The following is a 20,722-nucleotide window of genomic DNA, read 5'->3' on the forward strand; positions in this document are numbered from 1 at the left end:
TTAAGTCAGCAAATAATCAAAAAATTCGGTAAAGAAGTAGTCGGTGCTGTCTGTGCAATGCCCCAGACGCTCATAAGACACGCCTAATACCTTGTCTGTGACGCGTTCTTTCACTTTGCCATACATATCCATCTTCACGGATTCAAAGTCCTGAATAGTCTCTGTACAGCTTTCGTCGATACAAATCTGAATATCCGGCCATTTGTTACCCTCCAATAGGGCATTAATAAAGTCCCTCCGTTTCAGCACATTGGTATTCCGTTTGGCTACTCTGTCGGAACTGTTGTGCAGGAATCCACCCTGAAACAAACCGGCTTCGATATCATCAAACGCCCGTTCATCTCCTTTGCCCGGAATGCGGCTTTTACCGGACGCATCGCCATAATAGTACACAGATATTCCTTTCTTCTCAAACTCTCGCCTGAACGCCTGTGTGACAGCGGCAGCGGTGTTATTCGGTGGGCGTAGGCACCATTCCTTAAAGATTCTGATCTGTGTCTTGCGGGTTGCCTCATCCCGGATGGCCTGTATGCCGATCTGCGTCATGTAGGGCAGACTGTTGAAGTCATAGGTCAGGTGGATAATCTGATGCTCTGGCAGGTACGGGAAAGGTCCGACGTGCTTCTCTCGCTTGAAAGAGGTGTAGAACTCGGCTCCTGTCAGTTTTGCCGCCCATAAGCCCAACGCCCAAACCTTGTAAAGATACGGGTCAGTGTGTTTATAGCTCTCATACTGCGCGGCTCTTTCCGGGGGGCACCATCGGTTATCGGCATAGGTGGAGTGCATAACAGAAAAAGGAACAGTGATCTCCCGTTCCTCTAATTGCCCTTGCTTGTTGACATACACCCTGCTGGTGGTCTTACCTGAGAAGGAAAGACCGTTTTCATTGCCTGTGCTGGCAAAGAACTTCTTATAAATCCAGAACTTCTTGTAATCTCCCTCATGGTCAGGGTTGAAGGTGAACACCTCCTGAATAGGCACCTCGTAGGAGGTTCTGAGGGACGTAGACAGCACGTTAAAGTCTTGCTCTTCTATTTGGTTGGCCTCCTCATACCATGCGTCTGTAGGGTCTGAAATGGATTTAAGCTTATCGGGGTTATCCATGCCCCGGCAGATGAACTTATTGCCGTTGAGCAGGCAGCGGATTTCTAGAGGTGAGGAACCAAAGAAAAAGTATTTGTCTAAGCCTTCGCGCTCTGCCACCTTGCGGATAGTGGCTACCTGGCTATCTTTGATCGTGTCGAATACCTTTCTAACCAAGACGCATTTAAAGTACTTCTGCGTCATGCACTTTAACAGGAACTTCAGGGCCACAAAGTCGGATTTGGAACTATCCCGGCCACCCCAATACAGTTCAAACCGAGTCCTAGCGGTCAGGTAAGGCAGAAACCGTTCGTTTACTGCGTCTGGCTGAACATCTAGTATTATCTTACCCATTAACTGCTTTGCCGCCTATCGTCAGGATAACATCGGCTTTCTTCTGATCGTTGTCTTTCTCAAAGAAGCCGATATGCTTGCCGATCATCTCCGTGGCTTTGTTGGCTCCGTTGGAATCAAACTGATACAGCTTATTCCCCTCATCATCTTCTTTATGCACCATTGCCTTATCAGCAGGGGAAAACGTCATAACGGGTTCTGCTTGCATACATCTGTCTGAAATGGATTTAAGCCTTCTCAGTACCCATTCCGCATCTATCTCTAGCTTGTCTGCCCGTTTGTCTTTTAACTCGGCTATACGCGCGGCAACTCTAGTTTTACCAAGTAATTCAGAACCAACTTTATCCAGGTTGTTCCCTTTATACCCTGCCCTCGATGCAGCCTGAGTAGCGTTCAAATCAATCAGATACTCTCTAACGAACATTTCCTGCTTATCAGTAAGCTTTTGTTCTCCTGCGTCTGGCTTTGCTTCCTTCTTGCTTGCCATTCTTAAAAATGTTATATGATATTTGTCTTGCGCCGTGACGTTTTACGGGATAATACAATTACAATAGCTGAATGTAGAGCAATTTACCATTTAACTTGCTTTGCAACACCTCCATTTTCGCATCGTGGCTAATTCTTTTGGTAGCAAGCACTACTGCATATCCTTCCCATCTCCTGTAACGGGGAATATCAGCAGAGTACGTTAATACCCTGCTGATCTAACTCCTAAAATAACAAGAAATGGATAAACTTGTTGAAACGCCGCGAAGATTCGAACTCCATCCTACACCTACTCTTCCCATACACTGATTATAGCTTAGGGCATAGCGGTCTGCTCTTCCAGTTGAGCTAACGACGTTAAATTCACTTACGCAATATAGCAATATTTTGGTACAAATAAGAATACTCCTAAAGACATCTGTTGTTATTGCAATGACTTTTTGGTGCAGTAGCTGTATCACTATTCAGCATCCGAGCGATGAACCGTTTTACAGGGCTCGGTTTTTGATAAGATGCTAATCTTTAGCCAATCTTTCAAGTTCAGTAATAAAGGTTCTATAGCAAGAGGCTTTAGTTCCTAATTTTTGCCACTGATCTGTATTGGTAGCACCTTGTAAGCTTAATGATATGCTCATGTTTTCTACTGTGGCTAACCTTCTTTTGTAATCTTCTATTAGCTGTTCTATTTGCTCTTTCATGGGTTTAATCTTCTTTAGAGGGTTCTATTTCTCTTTTCCTATGGCTAATAATCTACGCTCTATTTCAGCCTCTAAAAGCTTGTAAACAGCCTCTAATTCATCTCTTTTTACTGAATCGTCCAGCAAGAAGAACCTGTCATGCGCGGCATCTCTCATTGAAAGAAGTCTTTCCCAAGAGTAGTTAGTGAGGTTGCTTAATAGGGTATGATCTCCTGATGGGTGTACTTCCTGGCTGGCTATCTTTTTCAATGCTATAAAAGCTAAGTCGAACACTAGAGGCAAATCTGTTTTACCATCATTCCTCCAATATTCTTTATTCTCTAAAGCCTCAAGACACTTCTTTATTTCTTCTCTGTCTGTTTTACAAAGGGTGGTTTGCATAAAATAATACTGTTTTTAAGTGAATAAATTAAAGTTGGGCAATGCCTAAAGGCCCGAGCTGCTACGGACTACGCTTCGCTTCGGCCCTTCGGGCTAAATCCTGCGCATCTCTATTGCGGGGCTATTCTATCTTTAGAGGCTCTACCAATTATCTCGCACTGGTTAAAGGAGTAGTGGTGCAAGTCGCCTGTAACATCGTTTTCTTCGTACGCCTTCCCTGTCCATTCTCCACCTTCAAACACTACTTGAAACTTCATGCCATCAAAGGAAATAATATCATTCTCATAAACATCTAAGCCTTTTATGTCTGTATAAGGTGTTATCTGCTCACGATATAAAACCTCGCCTACAATAGGTATGATAGTCCCTAATCGCCACTTGTTCTCAGATTTGAGATACATTTGCCATGAACTGTTCTCTAGCTTTTCATATCCTACTGTTCCGTTTTTGGTGCTTACCCTAAATCTTATTTCTCTTTCCATTATGATGCTTGTTTAAGTTGATTAAATACTTCGTCTTTGGTCATTAAATAAGGCGTGCCCCTTTAAGAGCAGATTCTATAGCGTCCTCTATTTCGTAAAAATCTTCGTAGGCGTCCACATCTTTCATCCCTGTTTCAATATCAATAACATCTATTAAAAAACGCTTAAGATACTTGTCTTTTGGTTTCCCAAAACCGTGATCTGTCGTGATGAAAATATGCTTGCCTTTGTAAGTAGCGTCAAACCCTTTGCTCGAATGAGTTTTAATGTTCCTGTTTTGAATTACTGCGCCTGATATTTTCATGATGCTTTCTTTAACTTTTGATACAATTCGTCTTTGGTCATTTTCTCTGCAAACTCTCTGTTGATCTGCTACCCTTTTAAAGGCAAATACCCATCTAACTCTTCATCTGAAGCACTCATGGTATCTAAGTACTCATTCAGGCTTAATTCATCGAACACTTCCAACGCTACCGAATCTACGGAGGGGGCAATGGTCATTTCTATTCTGAAATACCTTACGTTGGCTCCATCTGTCAGCCTTTGGTTTGCAATTACCTCTACCTGAATATCATTATCACCCTGCTGCTTCCAGGCTTCATGTGCGCCATTTATGAGGCGTTCCGTGTCTTTTTCAAGCTCTTGCTTCTGTACTGGCGTTAATTTGTACTTAGCGGCTAACAGGTCGTAAATAGGGTTTTTCATGCTGCTTTATTTATTGATTTCAATTGAAGTTTATTAAAATAGGCTGGCTCATACTTCAGGATAAAGTTCAGTATCTGCTGCCAGTTGCCTAATCTCATTTTCTCTTCTAAGCTTCCATGCTCTAAAATATAAAGAGGGGCAATTCAACGGGCTTGATAATATTTAATCTGGCATCTTCCCCGAGTAGTCTGATTGCTGCCTTATTATAGGCGAATGCCGCTTCTTCAGCAGTAAGATAATGTCCTAATGTTTCTCTTTTTCCATTAGCCCTGATTTGCGCGACATATTTTTTTGTCCTATTCTTTTTAATGTAAACTCCGAAATATTCACATTCGCCTGATGCTTTTCTATTTTGATTATTTAAACCACGATCGACAATTCGGAGATTTTGCCTAGTGTTATTTAGCTTATTCCTGTCAATATGATCTATCTCCATTCCTTTGGGAATATCATCAATAATAAATCTATGCATGTATTCACATTTCATTGTTCTTTTATTTACGCTAATACCACGCCTTGCATACCCGCTTGACGATAGCTGCCATTTAAACATTGATACTCTTTCAAAGTCAATGTCATCAACCATTGCTATAGCTCCCTTAGTTAATTTTATTTCTTTCATAATATTTTATTTGAATTGTTAATCACGACAGCCAGTAGCGTCTATTAGCCTGTATCTGTCATGTAAGGGGCAGGAATGATATTCTTTAGCATAATCAATCATCCCTTACAACTGCTTTCTTAGCATCTCTCAGATGTATTTCAGTGTACCACATGACTTTACCGGATATGTTAAGCTTCACCTGATAGTTCTGCTTGTTTTTGTTTTGCTTGTAGCGGATGAACTCTGCTACCCCTCCTGGGGTGTCTACTTGCTGGCCGGGTTGTAGGTCTTTTAGGCTCATAATCTATCTTTTACAGTGTTCACATGTTTCTTTATTGTGGGCATCTCCTGAATTAGGGTTAAGAGGGTTGAAGGCTGCTTCTTCGCAGAAAGGAATATTGGTGCTGCCAAAGCCTCCGGTGCCACGTTCGCTTGCTGATAGCTCCTGCACCTCTTCAAACTCTATCTTGGGGTAAGGGAGAATGATTAACTGGCCTATCCTGTCGCCTACCTCGTAATCTTTCCTTAGGGGGTTCATGCCTGAACTTACTCTCTGGAATCTTAGTGTAACCTCCCCACGAAAGGAGGAATCTATTACACCCACGCTGTTTTTAAGCAACATATCGTGCTTTGTGATGCTGCTACGCGGGAACAGTAACCCTACATAGCCTTCTGGAATCTCAAAGGATAAGCCTGTATGGTATTCCTGATAGCGGTCTGTTTCTGAGTAGTCCACTGCTGTCAGGTCAAGTCCGGCATCGCCTGGTTTAGAATAAGTCGGAATTACGGCCCTTTCAACGAGCTTTTTTACTTTTACTTTCATGTGTGTTTAACTTATGGTTTTAAAATCCTTTTGTTGCTGTCTCTGTTGCGCCTAGAATGAACGCAAATATATTTTTGGTATCAATGCCTGCTTTTGGGCTTGAGTTCGTTAAAACGGCTTATGCTGCTTCTTCTAGCTTCTCCTGTAATTCCTCTAATCTGGCAAATAGTCTATCATCCCAATCTGCCATCTGCTGTGCCTGGCTGTTCAGCACTTCCACCAGCATGTTTAATCCTTCTTTGTCCAGTTCCTCGGCTTTCTTCCTAGCCCGTAGAATCTTGTTGCGGTACTGTTGCGGCATCTCTTCCCATTGCGGGTATGCCTGACGGTGCATCTGTTCCGGTATCCTGATACTCTCGGTGTGAAGTTGCAGAATATCCACATAGGGGGTCATTTTGTCGAGCAGGGCTACTACTATCTTGTTGGCTTCTATGATCTGCTCGGTAAGGGTCTGCTTGAATACGATGTTGCGTAATCCTGTCTCGAACTCTACTAGCTGCTTGTCTGAGGGGTATTTGAATTTCATGGTTAATCTAGGTTTAAAATCTCTGCTACTTTTCTTAACTGTTCCAGGGTGTAGGGCAATCTTCCGTAAGACTGGGTAACTGCTTTTCTGAACTTGTCAGATAGGATGTTACGTTCTTGCTCTTCGTGATACACCTGAATATCTGTATAGACAACTAAGGTGGAGCCATAATCGCTTATGTTTTTGCCTGATTCGCGGCTAAACTTATGACCTGGGAAGTCTTTCAGGTAGAAATATTTACTGCCTATTTTTTCAACTGTAGTTTCCTTTGGCTCTTTTGGCCCATTGCTGAAATAACTGTAGGTTACGACCGATACCGTTTGGCCTACTTTAACATCTATCATGGTTTCTTTTTTATCACTATCACTTCGTAATCTTGTTCATCCAGCCTTACTTCTATCTTCAGGCGGTCATAGTTGACGATCTGGCCTACTTTGCAGATAAGGCCGTCTATGATCCTTTCTTCAGGGGTGCGGCTGATATCCATCATCTCCGCTGCCGATTGGGTCTTTCTCTGTGGGGCTGCTCTGGTGGGCTTCCTGTGTAAAGCCTGATAATCTGCTGCTTTCATGGGTTTCGTGCTTTTCTATTACTTCATGTATCTTCAGGGCTATGCCCGGGTGTAGGTCGGGACACTCTCTTTCAAGCATGTCCCTTATCTGGAAAGTGAGTGTCCAGGCTTTCATGGTTGTATGTAATGAAAGGTTTCGCTTATTACACTTTCACAACTACGGCACCTGAAGATATCCCAAGCATCCAGCTTTTCAGGGTAATGGTATCTAACGCCATTGGTTCTACAGGTGCAACTGCTGTTTACTACCGCGTGTACTGGCTCACCACAGGAGCAGGCACCTTTCACGATGGAATCAAAGTATTCTATCCGGTCGGCTAATTGTCGTTGTCTCATGCTGCTACTCTTGAATGTGGTTGCATCGTATGGCAGTTGCTGAACCTGGGCCAGACTTCTGATAACTCAAATACGATCTGGTCTATGTGTACCCGCTCGTCAAAGGCTGCCAGCTTCCAGTGCCGAAGCAAATCCTCGTAATCTGCTCTTATCCCATAGCCTGCCAGGTAGAGGGCATAGAACTGGCGTATCTCCACGCTGCTGTACTTCTGCTCGATGGTGTCCTTGTGGGATTTGAGTTTCCCGTACACCTCCTGAACGATCTGCTTTGCCTGCTGTGCGCTTATCCCGAACTTGTTGCAGGTGGCTCTTTGGGTGTGCCTCTGGTAGTAGAGGGCTATCGCTTGTTTTTGTTCTTGGGTCATGGCTGAATATTCTCTAATTCTGATTTTAGCATTTGAACATATTCCGGCAGGTTGTATAAGCTTACTTCTGGTTCATAGCCTAAGCTTCTCATTTCCTTCTTGAAGTACGCTATGGCTTTTTCGTCATAGGTAGTAGGAAGCTGCATATTGAATCGCCTCCCCTGCTCCCGCATCACTTCATAGATGATCCTGCATTCCTCGTACTCCTCCTGATCTTCCAATTCTTTTATTAAGGCCGCAAGGGTTAGGAAGCCATATTTGAACATACCGGCCTGATAGATGCAGTATTTCTTTTGGGTTAAGTTCATCTTATCTTCTCTTTAAGTAGTTTCTGAATAGTAAGTAATCCTTCAAAATTCCCGGTAAGCCTCAGATCACTGGCAAATCGGGCATGGTCGCAAGGGGTAAGGTTCTCATTGCTGGCTACCTTCTTACACCAGCGTTCTGATGCGTACCGGGGCTTGCCGTTCTTGTACCTGGTCTGGGGGTTGTATCTTAGCTGTAGTCTTTTCATTAGAAAGGCGGTGGTTCCGCTTGATATTCTGTAATCTTCTCTTCACTAAATTCGCTTGGCGTACTGTGCCTGAACTCCTGCCTACTTGGTCCTTCGGGTGGTTTCGGGAATGGGCTATCAGTGTTCCGCATTAGCTCAATCGGGCTTACACCGTTTAGAAAATACCTGTTAGATGATCTGTCGAATATGATCCCATGACAGGCCCCCGGTATGCCTACCAGCTTTTGCTTCTTGATCTTGTCTGAGTAAAACACGACCTGCGTATCTGAAGGGCTTGCCCCTCTGTTGGGCCTGTGTACTACCAGAACATTATCTGCCTTGTCTGCGAAGGTGCCGCCCCCTTTGATGTTGTAAAGTATCGGCTTGGGGTAGTTCCCTTTCTCATTTGGCCGGGGCGTGTTCTGATGCGCTACCAGGTGCATGCTTACATCATTCTCTTTCGTGAACCTCGTTAGGCTGCTCATAAACCTGCTGATATACAAATCTTCCCTTTCACCTGGGTTCATCATATGTTCAATCATGTTATAAGGGTCAAGAATGCAGCCCCGAACGCCCTTCCTTCTAATCAGGTAAAGAAACTTTTCTTCAATGATTTCAAGAGTGAAGTTCTTTGGCGGGTACACAATGAAAAAATGATCCCGCATGAATTTGGCCCCCTCCGCAAGTTGCGCCTCCGACATTAGGTTGTTCGGGAAAAACTTATCTGCTGACCTCCCGATATAGCTGTGAACCAAATCTGCGTAAAGCTCACGTACTGGTATGTTTTCAGGAGAGAATACAGCGAACTTCCAACCCTCTGCCATTGCTTTAATCAGGCAGAGCTGCAAAAGGAATTGTGTTTTCCCCTCGTTGTTGTAGCCTGTCCAGATGTTTACATCTCCCGTTCTCCATGTCCAGCACTCATCCAGTTCAGCGAAATAGGTAGTGGTGCCCCGCTTTGGCCCGTTGCGAAGGTCTGCAAGCATGTCCTCAAACACATCGTCTACAGTCCAGATACCTTCTACCTTTACATCTGATGCGTTAGCCAGTGCCTTCCCTAGTGCCTCTTTACCTTCAAATCTCAGCAGGTCGTTCGCGTCTTTATACTTGGCATCCCAATTAACCACCTTGCACTTTTCGGCACCTATCCTTCTGATGAGCTCCTCTTCCAGCCTTTTCCCGTTTTCGTCTTTGTCTACTGCAATGTAAACCGTTTCGGCTTCCTCAAACAGATCATAGCTGTTGTTCAGGCATTCGAGCTTCTTATCTATGTTCTTGTCGTTGGCGTTGGGTGCCCCCTGGTTAACCGATGTGGCGTTTGTGAATCCTGCCACCTCAAAGGCCATACAGTCAAGCTCTCCCTCACAAACTATAATCTCTTTCTGCCCCTTGCACCTGTCATAATTGTACATGATGGCCTTTGACCCTGCTGACTGCCGGAAGTCCTTGCTATCAGTGTTCCGCTTTTTCACGTTGATAAGCTGCCCGTTTTCCAGGTAAGGGAACACCAGCCACCCTTTTTCTTCTACTATCTTGTTTGCTATTACCACCTCTTGCGTAATGAACCGATCTGTGAAGAACTTTAGCCCTTTATCGGATAGTTTGGTGAAGTTCTTCTTTTCGGGCACCTGGTACATAGGGGTAAACTGTTCTTGTGTCTTGTATTGGTTAATCATGCCCTTTGCCTCACAGTGCATGCAGTGGTAAACACCTACTGCCACCCCTGGCTTTGGCTTTGCCCTAACAGATAAGCACTTGTCTGCTTTCTTTTTTCGGGTGTGGCTGCATTCGTAGCAGATCGAGAAGTATTCCTCTTTGCTGTAGCTGGCCGGAATAACTATATCCTCGTTGGTCATTAGCTAGCATAGTTTTCTTTCCTGCCCCCAAACATTTCCATATAGCTTGGTCTTTTCTCCTGCTGCTTAAATTCCGGTTCAGAGAATGTTTTTGGGGCAAATAAACCTTGATAACCTGAACCTATACTGAATTCAATAATCTGTATTGCTCTATGCTCCATGTTGCCAGCCTGTTTGCAAAGAGACTTCAGAGCAAGCATTTCGGATTTGATGCACTTATATTTAAACTTGTGCTGCAACCATTTGTATTCCTTCCAATCATTCCATGCTGCCGGGAATTCCTTCCCCTCAAAAGGATAAATAATTTTAGAATCTTCTTCAGGAGCTTGCTCCGTTAATTCCTTTATTTTAATATCCTTTTCTTTCCTATCCTTTCCTTTCCTTTCCTTTATAGCATTGCTATCGGTATGCGTTGGCAATGCGTTCGCATCTTTCTCCCATCTCTTGTTTGCTGATTCTCTGGCTTTTTGTGATTTTTCTTCTCTCTGGCTAAGCCTTTTTTCAACTGATTTGCTACCAAAGGTCTTTCCATTTAAGTTGAATAAATCAAAGTCGTTAAGTATTGATTTTACTGTAGATTCGTCCGTTCGCAAGTCGTATGCAATACACTCGTAATCCAAAGGCATTGCATTCGCATTGTTGTACAAGTCCTCGATTATGCCCCAGAAGATTCCGTATCCAGTCATCCCATGCTTTAGAAGCAACTTCTTAATCTTAGCGTTGTTCCTGGTGTTATAGTCATGCGAGAAATAAAATGTGTCTTGTGCCATATTTAAAAAAGAAGTTTAATCGTGTTTGGTAAATCTGATTGAGGCTCTGATGCCTTAGACATTTGCTTAAAGTATCCGCTCAGGTGATAAGATTCTTGAATGAAATCTCTAAAGTCAGATACTAAGGAGTTACAGGATGTGTCTTTTTTTGACAATCTCCATTCTTGAGTTGATTTTTTGAAAAACAAACCATCAAAATCATATTTGAAGGTGTAAATTGAACAGTGGGGATCATTATTATACATAAACACAAAGTCACCATTTGTATTTATGCTGCTCCCGATAAGAATTGTCTTAATCTCAATTTGTGAGTAGGAAAGGTCATGATCTTCTAAAATACTCTTTATCCCTGTTACATATCGCTGCGCCTGCATATAGGCATTAGCATCAATATCATTGAGTTTGCATTCAATAACTGTAATAACAATTTTCCTTCGGGCTGGGTATTCAATTGTAGGATCATATGGTATTTGCTTGTATTCAACATTTATCAAGTCAGCAATCCCGTAATTACCTAGATTTACCTGTTGCAACAATTGAATATTATCAGGTCTAAAAATCGAGTTAATCACCAAACCCCTGCTCCCAATCTTTTCAGGATTATTGTAAATCATGTTTTCTATATCCTTCTCTAAAAATTTCATGGGTTATTTGGTTTTAGGTGTCATACATATTCTATGCAATTCTATGAACTTCTATCCACTTATCAAAATAAAAACTCACTTTATTTGCATAGAAAAATATAAATACCTATAATTGTCCTATTAAATCCTATTCACTTAATTATGGCAGCCAAAGAGTACGTTAACTATCCGGTAAGACTAGAGAAAACCCTTTATGAAGTGGCTCAGGAGTATTGTGCAAAGGAGGAAATTTCTTTAGCTGCTCTCCTGCGTAAGTTCCTGAAAGCACATCTGGCTGAAAAGGGCATTACAGTAGACTAACCCCTCCTTTCTCATGCTGCGAACAGATTTAGCTGGCGTTTGTGCTGGTTAAACCTGGCAAGCCCTTTTTCAAAGTATTCCTGATCTATCTCACAGCCTACAAATTCTTTCACCTGGTAGTCATAAGCGGCTATTACTGAACTCATGCTGCCTAAGTGGGTGTCTAGTATCTTCATATCAGGAGTGGCGTAGTTCTTTAAGAGCCATTTGTAGAGCTTTACAGGCTTCTGTGTGGGGTGATTTTTCCCGTTTGAATAGGCTTCCACCCTGCTCATTCTGAAAGCTTTAGAGGCTTTATCAAAAGAAGTCCAAGCTAACTCAAAATCTGACCCTGTAAATACTTGCATCTTATCCCAAATAAGATTGCACCGTGTAGCTGGCAAATCGAAATAATTGCCGCCCCATATAATTTGATGATTTGAAACCCTGAAAAGCTCTGTAAAATATTCAATAGTGGGCACACTATCCCATTTTATGGAGTTCCTGTTATTATCAAACTTTGCTTTTCTTGTGCCTCCTCCATCAACTAACTTGTTCCCTATCCCATAGGGCGGATCAACGATGGCAAGTGAGAAATACTTATCAGGGTAACGAGCCATTACCTGTAGGCAGTCCTCGTTGAATAGTTGTATGTTGCTCATTTATGCTGCTCTTTTAAGGGGTTCTTTTCTCTTTCTTCCTCTAGTCCTGCACCTTTTCGCCTTCTTATTAAGCTCTGTAGGCACTTTGTAGGTGTACCGGGTTGGTTCCCACTTCTCAATACTTCGAGGCTCTGGTGGCCTGAATACGGGGCTTGCATTGGCTTCTTCTAGTGCCATGCGCTCTGCCTGTTCGGGGGTAAGGTTCCAGAAATCAAAACTCATAGCTGTTAAACTCTTTCTCCGGTGTCATCTGCACCTGCTCAAACACTCTCATTACCTTTGCTCTGAACTCTAAGGGGTATTCCAGCTTGCAGGGGTATCGTAAAACGCTCTCATCCCCTGTTTTTAGCCACTTCTGCACCATTAGCACCTCTGCCTCTTCGTTGTAATGATCCAAGTGGAGCTCCATATCTTTTGAGGCTGCATAAAGTGATTTTGAGTATTCAAAGCCGAGCTCCTGCATGTAAAGGTGATGAAGGAGCTCGTGATGCATGCGCATTTCCCAAGTGTCAGAATAGCCGAGCTCCTTCGCTTTGTACCGGTACTCGTCAGTATCTTCTGGGCTGGCTCCTAACATCTGCCCATCAGGAAAGGTTGAACGCACATGGCGGGTCGTATGCCAGATTTCTACCAGGACGGGGCCTAGCTGTAGTTTGATAGGTTCTTTCATAAGGTATCGTAATTTTCAATTGCTTTAAATATCTCGTAAGCCACTTGGGGCACAATCGCGTTTCCTGCTGCCTTTATGGATTCGTTTCTCCATTTTGGAAAGGTAATTCCGTCCAGTTCGGTGGGAAGCCCATCATCTCCAGCGCAAACCGGGGGTTGAGTTGGAAATTTCTCCCAATCCGTCGTTGCAAATGCTCGTGCAAGTTTACCCCTCTCGAATGTTCCTGCCGTTTCAGAAAAGCCTCTGATTCCTGGTTGAATCCGCTTCTGTAATCCCGGGCTGTTGGGGTGGGGAGCATCCCCGAACGGGCCATTGTACCCAGGTTGCAAGTGGTTTTCCCCATATTCTTGGGATTGCCACTGGCAACCATCCGGGCTCTCCATTCGTGGTAGTCCTCCTCTATCTCCGTAGCCTTTGGTGTGGGCAACAAACCATACCCTGTCCCTCCTGTGAGGGGCTCCGACACCGCAAGCCGGAAGTACATACGGTTGTACCTCGTACCCTTCAGTTTCCAGGTCAGCCTGCACTTCGTTGAATACCATTCCCCCGTTCCAATTAACAAGGCCGAGAACGTTTTCGCCCACGACCCAGCGCGGGGCAATCTCCCGAATTGCTCTAAGCATCTCCGGCCATAGGTGGCGGTCATCTTCCTTTCCAAGTCGTTTGCCGGCCATTGAGTAGGGCTGACAGGGGAAGCCGCCCGTGAGAACGTCAATCCTGTTTCTCCAAATAGTGAAGTCTGCTTTTGTAATATCATGGTATGAGGTGGCGTTAGGCCAGTAATAGTTCAAAACTCTTTGTCCGAAGGGGTTCCACTCACAATGGAATTTGTTTTCCCAGCCCATCCACTCTGCCGCAAGATCAAACCCTCCAATGCCACTGAATAATGAGCCGTGTGTCATATCAGTTCTTTCTTAGTGCTACATCTTCTTTACTTACTGTATAGGCCTCTCCGTCTATTTCCACGAGGTAGAAGCCGTTTTCGTAGTCCAGTACTGGTAAGTCCTTGCCTTTAACATGTTGTTCAAATATGGGCTGGTTAACGCCTACTTCTGGGTAGGTCAGTTTTGGATTAATCCTGATTGTCTTTGGTAGCATCGTAGTAGTTGTTAAGGTTATGTTGATATGCTTTTTTAGCCTTGCCTTCTGGCATGTTCTCTATGTAAGAGGTGTGGCGTTTAAGGAACTTACTTTCGTCTGTTATCCTTTCGCCTGGGTTAAGGTAGATCATAAAATAAGGGGTGGGCGGCTGTATCTTGCTATCCGCTTGTACTCCTCGCTCCTATCGTCGCTGTGGGGTACCGCTACTATCAAGGCCGCAGGGGTTATTCACAAATATTGTAGTAGGACATGCAGGAAGGGCGGCTAAACAACTCTTGCTGATCGGGGTTATCTGCCACATACTTTACCACATCGGACACCAAAGGCACATTCCCCTGTGGCGTTTCTTTGCTGCAAAACCTGCGCGGGATATAATCAGGCGGGAAGAACGTGCTATTCTCTAGTGCTTCCAGTGCTTCCAGTGTTTCCAGTGTTTCCAGTGTTTCAGGGAACTTCTCAGCTATGGTTTTAATCTCGTTATGGCTGCACATAATGCAAGGAAAACACCCTACCCGCTTCATGCCCATGTAATACAGGGGGTTAGGTTTAAAGCCTTTGGAAAGGATAAAATCTATCACCTCCTGGCCGCTCCACTTGTGAATAGGTCTTTCCACATCGGCTGAATGCTTATCGCACCAAGCGACAATATCTTTCTTCCGGTAGCTGTGGTACTTTGGTTTGCCTTTTTTGTCGGTGCCGTATGGCTCAAAGTAGAACTTAAAATAATCATCTGAGGGACTCATGGCGCGTCTTGCTGCGCTTTCCTCTGCCCTGATGCCCTGGTAAATTCTTACATCTTCTGTGAGGCTTAAAACATAGTCTATAGAGGGCTTTACTTTGAGTTCCTCCGTGCAGAACCTGGCTTTAGTTGAGGGGAATCGACCTTTTTTAGTTACCATATCAGCAAAGCCATCGTATTTCTTGCTCTTGATAATCTTTATCTGCTGCCCGATCTGGCTTTCCACCTCTTTGATGTGCTGGTAGGTAAGCTCGTGTTCCCATCCGGTATCACAGAACACTATCTCGAAGGCTGGCAGGTTGTCTTTTGCCCAGAGCAGGGTCGCTAGACTATCCTTGCCACCTGAAAACATGATTATATTTCTCATCCTTTATTTTGCGTTAACGATTGAAGCGCCCTTATTCTGTGATTTTGAGTACACAATACTCCCATCCTCCTTTTCTATCACTTCCCCATACTTATATTTATCATACAGGAATACAAGGAACAGGATAAACGAGCAGGCGATACTTATAAGCAGGTAGGTTATCATGGCTTTATTTGGTTATAGTTCAACTAATTCAGACAGGAGCAAGGCAGATATGGCCTCTTTTTCTTCGTGTTTCGGCTCATAGGATTGCATAAAGGACTTCAGGTAGCGCATGGCCGAACGCTTGAAATCTTCTGGCAGGTCAGGTTTAAAATTCAGGGTGCCGCCTGTGAAGAATAGCGTATTGAAAAGTCTATTATAAGGCGTGCTGCCATTATAATAACCTCTGGCCTTTGCTTCTATCAGGAGCTTTTTATCTGTTTTCACTGTTGAAAAGGCCATATCAACATCAGAGATTGGAGGGAATTTATACTTAAGTAGATCCATTATTTCTTTTGGTTAAGTGTTAACTGAAGTCTTTCAATATGCTTAGGCAGGTCTGCCAGTTTGCAGTAGGTGGTAATGCGTCTTACTTTCATAACTAGGCTGGGTTAGCGTATTTGGTTAGCTCCCTTTCTCTCCTGAACTCCTGCAGCCAGAGATAACCACCAGTACCGATCAGTACCGAACCGGCTACCAGGAGTATGACAGTTTCCAGCGGCCCTTGTACTATGCCGGACAGGATAAGGAACAGCAGGCCGATGTAGCCCACTGCTTTTTGATTGGTTTTGTTATTTCGGTTCTCCATTTTTTCTAAGTGTATGCTGTGTTGTACAAACTTTTTCAATCCTGAAAAAACTGCTTTTTGGTAAGCACTAACCACTCCGGCACCGTGATCTCTACATACCCTGGCTGCTCCGGCTCTACTGTGCATCTGCTTACTGGGAGGTGGGCCATAAACCCTACCCGCCCTTTCTGCAGCACGAAGCTTTTAGCGGTTTCTCCTGCATGAACTGTAGGAGGTATGTAGACATAGAGGGTTCTTTCTGTAGGCTCTGTGAGAGAGGCAAGGATGGTTTTAGGCTGCATTGGCTTTGGTCTTTGCGGCTGTTACTGCTTTCTCGGCTACCTGCTTCTTTAGGAATTGTATAGCTTTTTGGGCTTCTTCTTTTGTGAACTTGTCCATTTTGCCAGTTACACGCTTAATGGTTTCTTCTGTCTGAGCCGGGTCTTTTAACCATTCCAGTATTTCAGCCCTTTGCGGGTCTGACATGGGCTTTTTAGCTTCCTCTGCGGCTTTGGCTGCTGCCTTGTTCTGCTGTTCCTCCAGCTCCTTATTATGGGTCTTGTCGGTGTCGTCACCTGTAGGAATGGCAAAGGTCTTTAAAAGGAGATTCTTGTAAGCGTAGGTCATAGCCTTGCCTACTCCCTTATCTTGCGGGTCTGTACCTGTGCCGGAGCTTACCACGATCTCAAACTCTTCCGGCTTGTCTACATTCACCATCTTATAGCGAACATCTACTGTAGTGATGGGCACTAGTACCTGCTGCCCCTGGTTATTAAGCCTGGCTTTATCTTCCATCATATGCACCTGCTCAATAGGGAAGATTACCAGCCCGTGCCGTATCATGGCCTGCCGAACGGATTCGGTTACTTTCTCAATGCTGATGGCCTTATAACCGTAGTTGCCGGAGCCTACCTGATCGTCTTTCTGCAGGTACTGTATATCTGCCATTACCGCGCTGATGCGTTGGTATAGGTTCTTTACTGGTTGTGTTTCTTGATTATCCATTATCTAGGGGTTATAGGTTACTTTAATTCAGGAAAGGGAAAATCTTTGATTCGGGCAATGGCTACCTGGCCTATTGCCCCAAGTCCGGCTAAGTGCCTTTCTACATTCTCGCGGTCGGCTCTGGTGGCTTCATAGGCAAAGTTGCTGATGGCGGTGTCTGTCCAGGCATCTAAGGCGGCGGGCTGGCTTTTAATCGCCTGCTCCCATGTTTCATGCCCGTACTCCTGTGCCAGAGCGTCTTTAATTTGCTGTATCGTTCTCATTTCCCGAACTGGCTGTTGAATACTCTTGCACTATGCTTCACATGCTCCGGTTTCGGCTTCGTGTGGCAGGACTTGGAAAAGGATTTGTAACTGGTGGTTTTCGGGCTACAGCCTGCAAAGGCTAAGGCGGTGATAAGGAGGGCTATAAAGTTTCTCATACAATTAGGCGGCTATTAGGTTTCTATGTTCTTGAAGGATGGATTTCAGCAGGGCAAGCGTTTCATGGTAGTATTCCTCGTTGTTGTGCAGGCTTCTGGCAAGAATGTACTCCTTGCCTTCCGTCACATTCACATTCAGCGGGTATTTGTCTTTCCCCAGGTAGGATACCAGCACATTCAGATGGGTTTCCTCGTCTATCTGCATACAGACAGACAATATTTCAAGTGTTAATTGCTTTTCCATTATGGCAGGATGTTATTGGTGATTACTACATAGATCAGGTAGGACACAAAGGCGGCGGCGGCGGTGGCTGTAATCCAAAAGGCGGCTCTTTCTTGTTTCTGGTCGGTCATGGTTGGAATAATTTTATTAGGCTGCTTGATTGTTTTGTTGACTGATTAATTTCTCTACTGCGTATTGGTGGGCCTCTCTGACTACCTGGCAATCATCTAAGATGGTTTCTCTGGTTATCCCCAGGTATTCCAGCACGTAGGCATCGTAGGCTTCCCGGTTGCCCTCTATGGCTTGCAATCGTTCTAGGACTGTGGCTTTCTTCATAGTGTATTCTGTACTAGGCGGCTTTATTCAGGGTGTAATTGCTTCTCTTTTCAATCCGGCGCTGGCGCTTGTGGTTTACCAAGTCTTCCCGTGAGAAAGAAATGGTCTTGCCGTGCTTCGTGTAGGGGATCTGGTTGCCCCTTACCAGCCGCTCCAGCTTTGAGACCGAGCATCCGAGGAACCTGCTGGCGGCGGAATACCCCTTGATCTCGTCGTCTACCTGCGAGAGGTAGTCAGAAACAAACTCTTTGAACTCCCGAAGCTCATTCCGAAGCTCCCTGTTCTCCTGTTGGATTTGCTCTAAGATTCCCATTGTTATTCTCTTTCTATTTTTAAGTGAGGGATTTGCTCTGTTATTGGCGGCTTTTGTTTCTAACAAGGGCTTGTGCTACAATTTGACTAGAGGCGTAACACTCATATTCGCATGGCTTATTACCTCTAATATTCTTTGCCTTGATGTTTTCGGCTGCCATTAACTCAGCGAAGCGCATTCCGGCAAGTTCTAACTCGCTCATGTGTTCGCGGGTGTTCGTTTTTACTGGAAGGTTTTTCTTTTGCCTTACCACTTCAGCACCGCCTCCATACATAGGCATGTAAATAGCATTTGTGCAAAGCTTAAACCCGCTCCCTTTAACATCATGCGCGGCAAGGGTTGCAGTGAAATGGTTTCTGGCAGCAATAGTAAGTAACCGTTGATTTACCCATGCATCGCTTTTGCCTTTTTTGTTCCATGTTTTTCTTGCACGATCAACAGCCAGTTCAGGGTTCTTTTCCTCTTCAATTCGCTCGAAGAATACTTGATTGACAGCAACACCCAATTCAGGAGATAAGTACTGAGCATATTCTAGGGCTACTTGCTTATGTGCATATGTGCCACCTCCTTTACCTCTTTTTGATTTTATAATAACGCTCCTGGCGTTATTTAAGAATTTACAAGCTGCATTGATAAAAGCCTTTGTACTATCAATTTCTTGCCACCTGTATGGTGTTTTGCTTGATTCAGATCCAGCGGCTTTGTGTAAGTCATTTAGACAGATATTACCGTCTTTGTCAGTGCGTACCTGTACGCCGTTAGTGAACATTATTAATTCCTTGTTCATGTTAAGCAGCATTAGGGGTTAAAACTTTCATGGCTTCATCAAGAAGGGATTTTACAGGAGCAGCGGCTTTCCCTTTTCTGATAACTAGTTTCAGGAAAGCTTGCATGATCACATCGTTTTCTGACCTGCCGTGGGCTACATCATATATTTCCCGGTCGTTTTTCACTACATAGCCATGCTCTGACGAAAGGATTTCCCTTATAGCAGGTGCATAGCCATGTCCAACTGTTTTCCGGAATTTTAATAATGTTTCTTTGTCTGGCTTGTACATATTGAATTTTTGTTTATGTTTGTAATACTTTGTCAAAGGTAGTTCAATTTACGTGAACTTGCAAGCCAAAGTTTAAACAAAGTAAACAATTTTTCTAAAAAGTTCATGGAAAACATACAAGCTTCTATAGGTCAGAGACTTAAAAAAGCTAGAGAATCGAGGGGGATGAGCCAAGACGAACTTGGTGTATTGATTGACAAGGGCAAGTCTGCCATATCTCAATATGAGAGCGGCAGGACTGCGATGACCACCACACTGCTTTATATGATCTGCGAACACCTGAAGTGTTCTGCTAGTTGGGTATTTACTGGTGAAGGGTCCATGACTGGCAACATAGATAACAGCAACAGCTTCACCATGCGCAACATGAAGGGGAATGGCAACACGGCAGGGATTAACAACACCACAACACCTTCGATCGTGGATGAAAAGTGTCAGCAGGAACTAGAGAAAACAAGGGAGCGGTATTATAACCTGGAAACAAAATACCAGGAACTTGTGGACAGGCTCCTGTCAAAAAGCTAAATCCCTTAGCAATCAGTTGTTTACACATTAAATAAATTTAATTATACTGGATAGCCTTTATTAAAGAGTGGAATATCTTTAATATAAATATTATTATAAACTGATATAAATATTGTGTTTCCATTTTGGGAATCGTAAGTTTAGCTGACAATATTATTAGCAAAGTTTACCGCGCCGGATGGATATTCCCACAACGAACTTAATTTTACAGACTGCTATTTTTTCTTTTTTGGTGGTGCCCCACATGTTTATCCTGTTGTATGGGGTTTACCGGATATGGCGCAAGCAGGAGAAGAGGCGGGAGAAGCAGCGGCAGAGAGAGACAGAAAGCAAGTCCAATGATTTCCGATTCAATGATTTCGAAGGGGATAATGCCAGCCTTGCCCTGAACAACAACCATGTCAGGGAGCAGCACAACCACAACCACAATTACAAGCCAAAGAGCAGCGAAGTGGCCGCGATTGAGGCCCTGCAGCAGGTAATTACCATATTGCAGAAGGAGAAGGAAGCACAGGCAGAGGTTATCGCTGCGCAGTCAGACGTAATCGACGGTCTGCGAAATGAGCTGTACGAATACAAATTTTACAACCTCCCGCTTTGGGAATTAAACGAAAACAAACAAAAGACATGAGAAACCCTTTACTATTATTACCCCTACTTTTTATATTATTAAGCTGCTCACAGGATGAAGATGTAACCCCGGCTATCAACAACCAACTGCAGGGCACATGGATAAAAGACATTATCCGTATCCAGTACTATGATGCGGCCGGAACGCTGGACTATGAGGACATTGTGACGGAAAACAAGGGCTATGTTTATGTGATTGGTGTAGATTCAATATCAGTTACAAGCCCGTACTATCAGGAGACATTACCCTATGGAATTAGGAGAGTTGATGGGAAAGAGTATGTCTTTAGCCCTGATGACAATTCCGGGCAATGGGAAATAGTAACGCTTACAAACAACAAGCTTATCTGGCAACAACCTTACCACAGGCTCAATTATTCAAAAGGGGGTGCAAAGAAAACAGCCTCAAAGTCTTTATTAATAGAAGAGTTTGACAGGTAATCAACG

41 protein-coding genes are annotated in these 20,722 nt (G+C 44.0%); 5 read left to right on the forward strand and 36 right to left on the reverse strand.

All coding sequences use genetic code 11. The features are described 5' to 3' along the window. From FJM74_RS01365 to FJM74_RS01425, 13 genes are all read right to left on the reverse strand, one after another. Nucleotides 1-1,437, reverse strand: coding sequence for a PBSX family phage terminase large subunit (locus FJM74_RS01365; RefSeq protein ID WP_187260754.1), 1,437 nt, complete (start codon nucleotides 1,435-1,437; stop codon nucleotides 1-3). Further along, a complete protein-coding gene (locus FJM74_RS01370; protein WP_187260755.1) occupies nucleotides 1,430-1,924 on the reverse strand; it encodes a terminase small subunit in 495 nt (164 codons plus the stop codon). Before FJM74_RS01370 ends, FJM74_RS01365 begins: the two co-directional genes overlap by 8 nt. Nucleotides 1,925-2,438: 514 nt before the next feature. After that, nucleotides 2,439-2,621 (reverse strand): hypothetical protein, encoded by a 183-nt coding sequence (locus FJM74_RS01375; protein WP_187260756.1) that lies wholly within the window; start codon nucleotides 2,619-2,621, stop codon nucleotides 2,439-2,441. A gap of 24 nt (nucleotides 2,622-2,645) precedes the next feature. Continuing rightward, a complete protein-coding gene (locus FJM74_RS01380; protein ID WP_187260757.1) occupies nucleotides 2,646-3,002 on the reverse strand; it encodes a hypothetical protein in 357 nt (118 codons plus the stop codon). 110 nt (nucleotides 3,003-3,112) lie between these two features. Next, nucleotides 3,113-3,484, reverse strand: coding sequence for a hypothetical protein (locus FJM74_RS01385; RefSeq protein WP_187260758.1), 372 nt, complete (start codon nucleotides 3,482-3,484; stop codon nucleotides 3,113-3,115). 43 nt (nucleotides 3,485-3,527) lie between these two features. Next, nucleotides 3,528-3,788, reverse strand: coding sequence for a hypothetical protein (locus tag FJM74_RS01390; protein ID WP_187260759.1), 261 nt, complete (start codon nucleotides 3,786-3,788; stop codon nucleotides 3,528-3,530). Nucleotides 3,789-3,856: 68 nt separating this feature from the next. Beyond that, nucleotides 3,857-4,189 carry a hypothetical protein gene (locus FJM74_RS01395; RefSeq protein ID WP_187260760.1) on the reverse strand — a complete coding sequence of 111 codons (333 nt, stop codon included), beginning with the start codon at nucleotides 4,187-4,189 and terminating at the stop codon, nucleotides 3,857-3,859. Between the two features lie 121 nt (nucleotides 4,190-4,310). After that, a complete protein-coding gene (locus FJM74_RS01400) occupies nucleotides 4,311-4,811 on the reverse strand; it encodes an HNH endonuclease (RefSeq protein WP_187260761.1) in 501 nt (166 codons plus the stop codon). Between the two features lie 94 nt (nucleotides 4,812-4,905). Next, nucleotides 4,906-5,094 carry a hypothetical protein gene (locus FJM74_RS01405; RefSeq protein WP_187260762.1) on the reverse strand — a complete coding sequence of 63 codons (189 nt, stop codon included), beginning with the start codon at nucleotides 5,092-5,094 and terminating at the stop codon, nucleotides 4,906-4,908. A gap of 3 nt (nucleotides 5,095-5,097) precedes the next feature. Continuing rightward, complete coding sequence (locus tag FJM74_RS01410) at nucleotides 5,098-5,616, reverse strand: dUTP diphosphatase (RefSeq protein ID WP_187260763.1); 519 nt, start codon at nucleotides 5,614-5,616, stop codon at nucleotides 5,098-5,100. Nucleotides 5,617-5,734: 118 nt separating this feature from the next. Then, the gene (locus FJM74_RS01415) at nucleotides 5,735-6,142 is read right to left on the reverse strand and encodes a hypothetical protein (protein ID WP_187260764.1); all 408 of its coding nucleotides are present in this window, start codon (nucleotides 6,140-6,142) and stop codon (nucleotides 5,735-5,737) included. 2 nt (nucleotides 6,143-6,144) lie between these two features. Beyond that, nucleotides 6,145-6,486, reverse strand: coding sequence for a beta barrel domain-containing protein (locus FJM74_RS01420; protein WP_187260765.1), 342 nt, complete (start codon nucleotides 6,484-6,486; stop codon nucleotides 6,145-6,147). Next, the gene (locus tag FJM74_RS01425; RefSeq protein ID WP_187260766.1) at nucleotides 6,483-6,713 is read right to left on the reverse strand and encodes a hypothetical protein; all 231 of its coding nucleotides are present in this window, start codon (nucleotides 6,711-6,713) and stop codon (nucleotides 6,483-6,485) included. The genes FJM74_RS01420 and FJM74_RS01425 overlap by 4 nt, the downstream gene beginning before the upstream one ends. A gap of 126 nt (nucleotides 6,714-6,839) precedes the next feature. Here FJM74_RS01425 and FJM74_RS01430 point away from each other — a divergent pair, with 126 nt between their 5' ends. Further along, entirely contained in the window at nucleotides 6,840-7,034 is a 195-nt protein-coding gene (locus FJM74_RS01430; protein ID WP_187260767.1) for a hypothetical protein, read from the forward strand. 11 nt (nucleotides 7,035-7,045) lie between these two features. On the opposite strand, the gene FJM74_RS01435 is transcribed toward FJM74_RS01430, so the two are convergent. The 6 genes from FJM74_RS01435 to FJM74_RS01460 are packed head-to-tail and all read right to left on the reverse strand — an operon-like array spanning nucleotide 7,046 to nucleotide 11,177. Beyond that, nucleotides 7,046-7,414 carry a hypothetical protein gene (locus tag FJM74_RS01435; RefSeq protein ID WP_187260768.1) on the reverse strand — a complete coding sequence of 123 codons (369 nt, stop codon included), beginning with the start codon at nucleotides 7,412-7,414 and terminating at the stop codon, nucleotides 7,046-7,048. After that, the gene (locus FJM74_RS01440) at nucleotides 7,411-7,722 is read right to left on the reverse strand and encodes a hypothetical protein (protein ID WP_187260769.1); all 312 of its coding nucleotides are present in this window, start codon (nucleotides 7,720-7,722) and stop codon (nucleotides 7,411-7,413) included. Before FJM74_RS01440 ends, FJM74_RS01435 begins: the two co-directional genes overlap by 4 nt. Further along, entirely contained in the window at nucleotides 7,719-7,928 is a 210-nt protein-coding gene (locus tag FJM74_RS01445; protein WP_187260770.1) for a hypothetical protein, read from the reverse strand. The genes FJM74_RS01440 and FJM74_RS01445 overlap by 4 nt, the downstream gene beginning before the upstream one ends. Continuing rightward, the gene (locus FJM74_RS01450) at nucleotides 7,928-9,763 is read right to left on the reverse strand and encodes a bifunctional DNA primase/helicase (protein WP_187260771.1); all 1,836 of its coding nucleotides are present in this window, start codon (nucleotides 9,761-9,763) and stop codon (nucleotides 7,928-7,930) included. Before FJM74_RS01450 ends, FJM74_RS01445 begins: the two co-directional genes overlap by 1 nt. Then, nucleotides 9,763-10,533, reverse strand: coding sequence for a Lin1244/Lin1753 domain-containing protein (locus FJM74_RS01455; RefSeq protein WP_187260772.1), 771 nt, complete (start codon nucleotides 10,531-10,533; stop codon nucleotides 9,763-9,765). Before FJM74_RS01455 ends, FJM74_RS01450 begins: the two co-directional genes overlap by 1 nt. A gap of 2 nt (nucleotides 10,534-10,535) precedes the next feature. Next, the gene (locus FJM74_RS01460) at nucleotides 10,536-11,177 is read right to left on the reverse strand and encodes a PDDEXK family nuclease (protein ID WP_187260773.1); all 642 of its coding nucleotides are present in this window, start codon (nucleotides 11,175-11,177) and stop codon (nucleotides 10,536-10,538) included. 141 nt (nucleotides 11,178-11,318) lie between these two features. Here FJM74_RS01460 and FJM74_RS01465 point away from each other — a divergent pair, with 141 nt between their 5' ends. Next, the gene (locus FJM74_RS01465) at nucleotides 11,319-11,477 is read left to right on the forward strand and encodes a hypothetical protein (RefSeq protein ID WP_187260774.1); all 159 of its coding nucleotides are present in this window, start codon (nucleotides 11,319-11,321) and stop codon (nucleotides 11,475-11,477) included. An 11-nt stretch (nucleotides 11,478-11,488) separates the two neighbouring features. Here the strand turns inward: FJM74_RS01465 and FJM74_RS01470 are convergent, their stop codons facing one another. From FJM74_RS01470 to FJM74_RS01550, 17 genes are all read right to left on the reverse strand, one after another. Then, nucleotides 11,489-12,118, reverse strand: coding sequence for a DNA methyltransferase (locus tag FJM74_RS01470; RefSeq protein WP_187260775.1), 630 nt, complete (start codon nucleotides 12,116-12,118; stop codon nucleotides 11,489-11,491). Beyond that, complete coding sequence (locus FJM74_RS01475) at nucleotides 12,119-12,340, reverse strand: hypothetical protein (protein ID WP_187260776.1); 222 nt, start codon at nucleotides 12,338-12,340, stop codon at nucleotides 12,119-12,121. Continuing rightward, nucleotides 12,330-12,788: a hypothetical protein gene (locus tag FJM74_RS01480; protein WP_187260777.1), complete on the reverse strand. Its 459-nt coding sequence runs from the start codon at nucleotides 12,786-12,788 to the stop codon at nucleotides 12,330-12,332. Before FJM74_RS01480 ends, FJM74_RS01475 begins: the two co-directional genes overlap by 11 nt. After that, on the reverse strand, nucleotides 12,785-13,690 hold the full coding sequence (locus FJM74_RS01485) for a DNA cytosine methyltransferase (protein WP_187260778.1): 906 nt from the start codon (nucleotides 13,688-13,690) through the stop codon (nucleotides 12,785-12,787). Before FJM74_RS01485 ends, FJM74_RS01480 begins: the two co-directional genes overlap by 4 nt. Before the next feature lies 1 nt (nucleotide 13,691). Continuing rightward, the gene (locus tag FJM74_RS01490) at nucleotides 13,692-13,886 is read right to left on the reverse strand and encodes a hypothetical protein (protein WP_187260779.1); all 195 of its coding nucleotides are present in this window, start codon (nucleotides 13,884-13,886) and stop codon (nucleotides 13,692-13,694) included. Beyond that, nucleotides 13,861-14,019, reverse strand: coding sequence for a DUF6965 family protein (locus FJM74_RS01495; RefSeq protein ID WP_187260780.1), 159 nt, complete (start codon nucleotides 14,017-14,019; stop codon nucleotides 13,861-13,863). Before FJM74_RS01495 ends, FJM74_RS01490 begins: the two co-directional genes overlap by 26 nt. 94 nt (nucleotides 14,020-14,113) lie before the next feature. After that, nucleotides 14,114-14,995 carry a phosphoadenosine phosphosulfate reductase domain-containing protein gene (locus tag FJM74_RS01500; RefSeq protein WP_206683986.1) on the reverse strand — a complete coding sequence of 294 codons (882 nt, stop codon included), beginning with the start codon at nucleotides 14,993-14,995 and terminating at the stop codon, nucleotides 14,114-14,116. A gap of 177 nt (nucleotides 14,996-15,172) precedes the next feature. Continuing rightward, on the reverse strand, nucleotides 15,173-15,484 hold the full coding sequence (locus FJM74_RS01505) for a hypothetical protein (RefSeq protein WP_187260781.1): 312 nt from the start codon (nucleotides 15,482-15,484) through the stop codon (nucleotides 15,173-15,175). A gap of 94 nt (nucleotides 15,485-15,578) precedes the next feature. Then, nucleotides 15,579-15,785 (reverse strand): hypothetical protein, encoded by a 207-nt coding sequence (locus FJM74_RS01510; RefSeq protein WP_187260782.1) that lies wholly within the window; start codon nucleotides 15,783-15,785, stop codon nucleotides 15,579-15,581. A gap of 35 nt (nucleotides 15,786-15,820) precedes the next feature. After that, nucleotides 15,821-16,066, reverse strand: a complete 246-nt coding sequence (locus FJM74_RS01515) for a hypothetical protein (RefSeq protein WP_187260783.1) — start codon at nucleotides 16,064-16,066, stop codon at nucleotides 15,821-15,823. Further along, a complete protein-coding gene (locus FJM74_RS01520; protein WP_187260784.1) occupies nucleotides 16,056-16,769 on the reverse strand; it encodes an ERF family protein in 714 nt (237 codons plus the stop codon). The genes FJM74_RS01515 and FJM74_RS01520 overlap by 11 nt, the downstream gene beginning before the upstream one ends. Before the next feature lie 17 nt (nucleotides 16,770-16,786). Then, nucleotides 16,787-17,032, reverse strand: coding sequence for a hypothetical protein (locus FJM74_RS01525; protein WP_187260785.1), 246 nt, complete (start codon nucleotides 17,030-17,032; stop codon nucleotides 16,787-16,789). 162 nt (nucleotides 17,033-17,194) lie between these two features. Then, nucleotides 17,195-17,434: a hypothetical protein gene (locus FJM74_RS01530; protein WP_187260786.1), complete on the reverse strand. Its 240-nt coding sequence runs from the start codon at nucleotides 17,432-17,434 to the stop codon at nucleotides 17,195-17,197. A 126-nt stretch (nucleotides 17,435-17,560) separates the two neighbouring features. Continuing rightward, on the reverse strand, nucleotides 17,561-17,749 hold the full coding sequence (locus FJM74_RS01535) for a hypothetical protein (RefSeq protein WP_187260787.1): 189 nt from the start codon (nucleotides 17,747-17,749) through the stop codon (nucleotides 17,561-17,563). Nucleotides 17,750-17,762: 13 nt separating this feature from the next. Continuing rightward, entirely contained in the window at nucleotides 17,763-18,062 is a 300-nt protein-coding gene (locus FJM74_RS01540) for a helix-turn-helix domain-containing protein (protein ID WP_187260788.1), read from the reverse strand. A 40-nt stretch (nucleotides 18,063-18,102) separates the two neighbouring features. Then, nucleotides 18,103-18,849 carry a KilA-N domain-containing protein gene (locus FJM74_RS01545; protein WP_187260789.1) on the reverse strand — a complete coding sequence of 249 codons (747 nt, stop codon included), beginning with the start codon at nucleotides 18,847-18,849 and terminating at the stop codon, nucleotides 18,103-18,105. 1 nt (nucleotide 18,850) lies between these two features. Continuing rightward, nucleotides 18,851-19,156, reverse strand: coding sequence for a hypothetical protein (locus FJM74_RS01550; RefSeq protein ID WP_187260790.1), 306 nt, complete (start codon nucleotides 19,154-19,156; stop codon nucleotides 18,851-18,853). 69 nt (nucleotides 19,157-19,225) lie between these two features. On the opposite strand from FJM74_RS01550, the gene FJM74_RS01555 reads away from it, so the two are divergent. The 3 genes from FJM74_RS01555 to FJM74_RS01565 all read left to right on the forward strand — a co-directional run bounded on the left by FJM74_RS01555 (nucleotide 19,226) and on the right by FJM74_RS01565 (nucleotide 20,716). Beyond that, nucleotides 19,226-19,645 carry a helix-turn-helix domain-containing protein gene (locus tag FJM74_RS01555; RefSeq protein WP_187260791.1) on the forward strand — a complete coding sequence of 140 codons (420 nt, stop codon included), beginning with the start codon at nucleotides 19,226-19,228 and terminating at the stop codon, nucleotides 19,643-19,645. A 178-nt stretch (nucleotides 19,646-19,823) separates the two neighbouring features. Further along, complete coding sequence (locus FJM74_RS01560; RefSeq protein ID WP_187260792.1) at nucleotides 19,824-20,276, forward strand: hypothetical protein; 453 nt, start codon at nucleotides 19,824-19,826, stop codon at nucleotides 20,274-20,276. Next, a complete protein-coding gene (locus FJM74_RS01565; protein ID WP_187260793.1) occupies nucleotides 20,273-20,716 on the forward strand; it encodes a hypothetical protein in 444 nt (147 codons plus the stop codon). Before FJM74_RS01560 ends, FJM74_RS01565 begins: the two co-directional genes overlap by 4 nt. Nucleotides 20,717-20,722: the final 6 nt, after the last annotated feature.

Source organism: Pontibacter beigongshangensis, from assembly GCF_014332515.1.
Lineage (GTDB): Bacteria > Bacteroidota > Bacteroidia > Cytophagales > Hymenobacteraceae > Pontibacter > Pontibacter beigongshangensis.

Bases quoted from the DNA above. Each gene is read 5' to 3' on its own strand.
- FJM74_RS01555 (WP_187260791.1), top strand. From the start codon at position 19,226: ATGGAAAACATACAAGCTTCTATAGGTCAGAGACTTAAAAAAGCTAGA.
- FJM74_RS01425 (WP_187260766.1), bottom strand. From the start codon at position 6,713: ATGAAAGCAGCAGATTATCAGGCTTTACACAGGAAGCCCACCAGAGCA.
- FJM74_RS01415 (WP_187260764.1), bottom strand. From the start codon at position 6,142: ATGAAATTCAAATACCCCTCAGACAAGCAGCTAGTAGAGTTCGAGACA.
- FJM74_RS01455 (WP_187260772.1), bottom strand. From the start codon at position 10,533: ATGGCACAAGACACATTTTATTTCTCGCATGACTATAACACCAGGAAC.
- FJM74_RS01520 (WP_187260784.1), bottom strand. From the start codon at position 16,769: ATGGATAATCAAGAAACACAACCAGTAAAGAACCTATACCAACGCATC.
- FJM74_RS01385 (WP_187260758.1), bottom strand. From the start codon at position 3,484: ATGGAAAGAGAAATAAGATTTAGGGTAAGCACCAAAAACGGAACAGTA.
- FJM74_RS01370 (WP_187260755.1), bottom strand. From the start codon at position 1,924: ATGGCAAGCAAGAAGGAAGCAAAGCCAGACGCAGGAGAACAAAAGCTT.
- FJM74_RS01420 (WP_187260765.1), bottom strand. From the start codon at position 6,486: ATGATAGATGTTAAAGTAGGCCAAACGGTATCGGTCGTAACCTACAGT.
- FJM74_RS01450 (WP_187260771.1), bottom strand. From the start codon at position 9,763: ATGACCAACGAGGATATAGTTATTCCGGCCAGCTACAGCAAAGAGGAA.
- FJM74_RS01475 (WP_187260776.1), bottom strand. From the start codon at position 12,340: ATGAGTTTTGATTTCTGGAACCTTACCCCCGAACAGGCAGAGCGCATG.
- FJM74_RS01395 (WP_187260760.1), bottom strand. From the start codon at position 4,189: ATGAAAAACCCTATTTACGACCTGTTAGCCGCTAAGTACAAATTAACG.
- FJM74_RS01515 (WP_187260783.1), bottom strand. From the start codon at position 16,066: ATGCAGCCTAAAACCATCCTTGCCTCTCTCACAGAGCCTACAGAAAGA.
- FJM74_RS01530 (WP_187260786.1), bottom strand. From the start codon at position 17,434: ATGGAAAAGCAATTAACACTTGAAATATTGTCTGTCTGTATGCAGATA.
- FJM74_RS01495 (WP_187260780.1), bottom strand. From the start codon at position 14,019: ATGATCTACCTTAACCCAGGCGAAAGGATAACAGACGAAAGTAAGTTC.
- FJM74_RS01405 (WP_187260762.1), bottom strand. From the start codon at position 5,094: ATGAGCCTAAAAGACCTACAACCCGGCCAGCAAGTAGACACCCCAGGA.
- FJM74_RS01500 (WP_206683986.1), bottom strand. From the start codon at position 14,995: ATGAGAAATATAATCATGTTTTCAGGTGGCAAGGATAGTCTAGCGACC.
- FJM74_RS01465 (WP_187260774.1), top strand. From the start codon at position 11,319: ATGGCAGCCAAAGAGTACGTTAACTATCCGGTAAGACTAGAGAAAACC.
- FJM74_RS01440 (WP_187260769.1), bottom strand. From the start codon at position 7,722: ATGAACTTAACCCAAAAGAAATACTGCATCTATCAGGCCGGTATGTTC.
- FJM74_RS01470 (WP_187260775.1), bottom strand. From the start codon at position 12,118: ATGAGCAACATACAACTATTCAACGAGGACTGCCTACAGGTAATGGCT.
- FJM74_RS01430 (WP_187260767.1), top strand. From the start codon at position 6,840: ATGAAAGGTTTCGCTTATTACACTTTCACAACTACGGCACCTGAAGAT.
- FJM74_RS01375 (WP_187260756.1), bottom strand. From the start codon at position 2,621: ATGAAAGAGCAAATAGAACAGCTAATAGAAGATTACAAAAGAAGGTTA.
- FJM74_RS01490 (WP_187260779.1), bottom strand. From the start codon at position 13,886: ATGCTACCAAAGACAATCAGGATTAATCCAAAACTGACCTACCCAGAA.
- FJM74_RS01485 (WP_187260778.1), bottom strand. From the start codon at position 13,690: ATGACACACGGCTCATTATTCAGTGGCATTGGAGGGTTTGATCTTGCG.
- FJM74_RS01480 (WP_187260777.1), bottom strand. From the start codon at position 12,788: ATGAAAGAACCTATCAAACTACAGCTAGGCCCCGTCCTGGTAGAAATC.
- FJM74_RS01380 (WP_187260757.1), bottom strand. From the start codon at position 3,002: ATGCAAACCACCCTTTGTAAAACAGACAGAGAAGAAATAAAGAAGTGT.
- FJM74_RS01510 (WP_187260782.1), bottom strand. From the start codon at position 15,785: ATGGAGAACCGAAATAACAAAACCAATCAAAAAGCAGTGGGCTACATC.
- FJM74_RS01435 (WP_187260768.1), bottom strand. From the start codon at position 7,414: ATGACCCAAGAACAAAAACAAGCGATAGCCCTCTACTACCAGAGGCAC.
- FJM74_RS01365 (WP_187260754.1), bottom strand. From the start codon at position 1,437: ATGGGTAAGATAATACTAGATGTTCAGCCAGACGCAGTAAACGAACGG.
- FJM74_RS01545 (WP_187260789.1), bottom strand. From the start codon at position 18,849: ATGAACAAGGAATTAATAATGTTCACTAACGGCGTACAGGTACGCACT.
- FJM74_RS01560 (WP_187260792.1), top strand. From the start codon at position 19,824: ATGGATATTCCCACAACGAACTTAATTTTACAGACTGCTATTTTTTCT.
- FJM74_RS01390 (WP_187260759.1), bottom strand. From the start codon at position 3,788: ATGAAAATATCAGGCGCAGTAATTCAAAACAGGAACATTAAAACTCAT.
- FJM74_RS01565 (WP_187260793.1), top strand. From the start codon at position 20,273: ATGAGAAACCCTTTACTATTATTACCCCTACTTTTTATATTATTAAGC.
- FJM74_RS01460 (WP_187260773.1), bottom strand. From the start codon at position 11,177: ATGAAATTTTTAGAGAAGGATATAGAAAACATGATTTACAATAATCCT.
- FJM74_RS01400 (WP_187260761.1), bottom strand. From the start codon at position 4,811: ATGAAAGAAATAAAATTAACTAAGGGAGCTATAGCAATGGTTGATGAC.
- FJM74_RS01505 (WP_187260781.1), bottom strand. From the start codon at position 15,484: ATGGATCTACTTAAGTATAAATTCCCTCCAATCTCTGATGTTGATATG.
- FJM74_RS01525 (WP_187260785.1), bottom strand. From the start codon at position 17,032: ATGAGAACGATACAGCAAATTAAAGACGCTCTGGCACAGGAGTACGGG.
- FJM74_RS01540 (WP_187260788.1), bottom strand. From the start codon at position 18,062: ATGGGAATCTTAGAGCAAATCCAACAGGAGAACAGGGAGCTTCGGAAT.
- FJM74_RS01535 (WP_187260787.1), bottom strand. From the start codon at position 17,749: ATGAAGAAAGCCACAGTCCTAGAACGATTGCAAGCCATAGAGGGCAAC.
- FJM74_RS01410 (WP_187260763.1), bottom strand. From the start codon at position 5,616: ATGAAAGTAAAAGTAAAAAAGCTCGTTGAAAGGGCCGTAATTCCGACT.
- FJM74_RS01445 (WP_187260770.1), bottom strand. From the start codon at position 7,928: ATGAAAAGACTACAGCTAAGATACAACCCCCAGACCAGGTACAAGAAC.